1 protein-coding gene is annotated in these 1,518 nt (G+C 72.5%); it reads left to right on the top strand.

All coding sequences use genetic code 11. The features are described from left to right. Window positions 1-1,518, top strand: a 1,518-nt coding sequence (locus FVW27_RS20665; protein WP_243838499.1) for an ATP-binding cassette domain-containing protein, incomplete at both ends; no start/stop codon positions are given.

Below are 1,518 nucleotides of genomic sequence, written 5' to 3'. Positions count from 1 at the left end.
CGGGCACGGGCGGCAGGCCCGCGCCGGGGGGGGACGCCCTGCCCGCCGCCCCCCCTGCCCCAGACGCATCTGCTCCGGACACATCTGCTCCGGACGCACCGGATTGCCCCGCGCCGGGCCAACCATCCGCACTGGCTCCCGAGCCCCCGAACAGTCACCCGGACAGCACGCCGGTCATCGAGGTACGCGGCCTCGAACGCCGCTTCGGCACGTTCATGGCCGTGAAGGGGGCCAGCTTCGACGTGCGGCGCGGCGAAATCTTCGGTTTGCTGGGCCCCAACGGTGCGGGCAAGTCCACCATCTTCCGGATGCTCTGCGGCCTGCTGCCCCCAACGGGCGGCAGCCTGCGCGTGGCCGGGGTGGACCTGCGGCGCGCACCCGCCGCCGCGCGCCGCAGGGTGGGTTACGTGGCCCAGAAATTCTCGCTGTACGGCCAGCTTTCCGTGCTGGAAAACCTGCGTTTCTTCGCCAGCGCCTACGGCCTGCACGGCGCCGCGCGCGATGCGCGCATGGCCTGGGCCCTGCGCGACTTCGACCTCTCCGACGTGGCCGACGCCCAGAGCGGCGATCTTTCGCTGGGCTACCGCCAGCGGCTGGCCATGGCCTGCGCCCTGATGCACGAGCCGGACATCCTGTTCCTGGACGAGGCCACCTCGGGCGTGGACCCGCTGGCCCGGCGCGAATTCTGGCGGCGCATCACCGCGCTGGCGGAGTCGGGCGTCACGGTCATCGTCACCACCCACTTCCTGGACGAGGCGGAATACTGCGACCGCATGGCCATTCTGGTGGGCGGCGAGGTGCTGGCCCTGGGCACCCCGGCTGAAATCCGCGCCCTGGCGCCAGCGGCGGACGACGCAACGGACGGCCCGCGCGAAGTTGCGCGAAGGTACGACGGCCAGCGGGATGCGCCGGGGCACGCCTCCGGCCAGGCCACCATAGAGCGGGCCTTCATCGCGCTGGCGGAGCGACACAGGGCCAACGCGCCAACGACGCCGGGCCAGAGTGCCCAGACTGATCAAGCTGGCGCGACTGCCATGCCTGACACAACGGGCAAATCCTCCGCCCCCGGCACGCGCCCCCTCTCCGGCACCCCAGACTCCGCCCCCCCCCTGCCTGCCGGACAAGCGCAGGACATCCGCCCCACCGCCCTGCGCGGCCTGCTGCTGCGCATGCGCGGCCTGCTGCGCAAGGAATGGCTGCAAGTGGTGCGCGACCCCAGCGCCATCGCCATCGCGCTGGTCATGCCGGTGGTGCTGCTGTTCCTGTTCGGCTACGGCATCAGCCTGGACGCCCGCGACGTGCCCGTGGCCATCGTGACCGACGACCTGGGACCGGAGGCCATGGAGTTCGCCGCGCGCCTGCTGCTGGCCGACACCTTCCGCCCCCGCGTGGTCACCGACATGCGCCGGGCGGAAGAAGACCTGCGCGCCGGGCGGGTGGACGCCATCGTGCACCTGCAATCCGACTTTGCCCGCCGCCTGTCCGATGCCACCGGTGGCGCCACCGGCGGGGCGGCAG

The organism is Nitratidesulfovibrio liaohensis (genome assembly GCF_011682075.1).
Taxonomy (GTDB): Bacteria; Desulfobacterota; Desulfovibrionia; order Desulfovibrionales; family Desulfovibrionaceae; genus Cupidesulfovibrio; species Cupidesulfovibrio liaohensis.
This window is presented reverse-complemented; position numbering and strand designations above follow the sequence as displayed.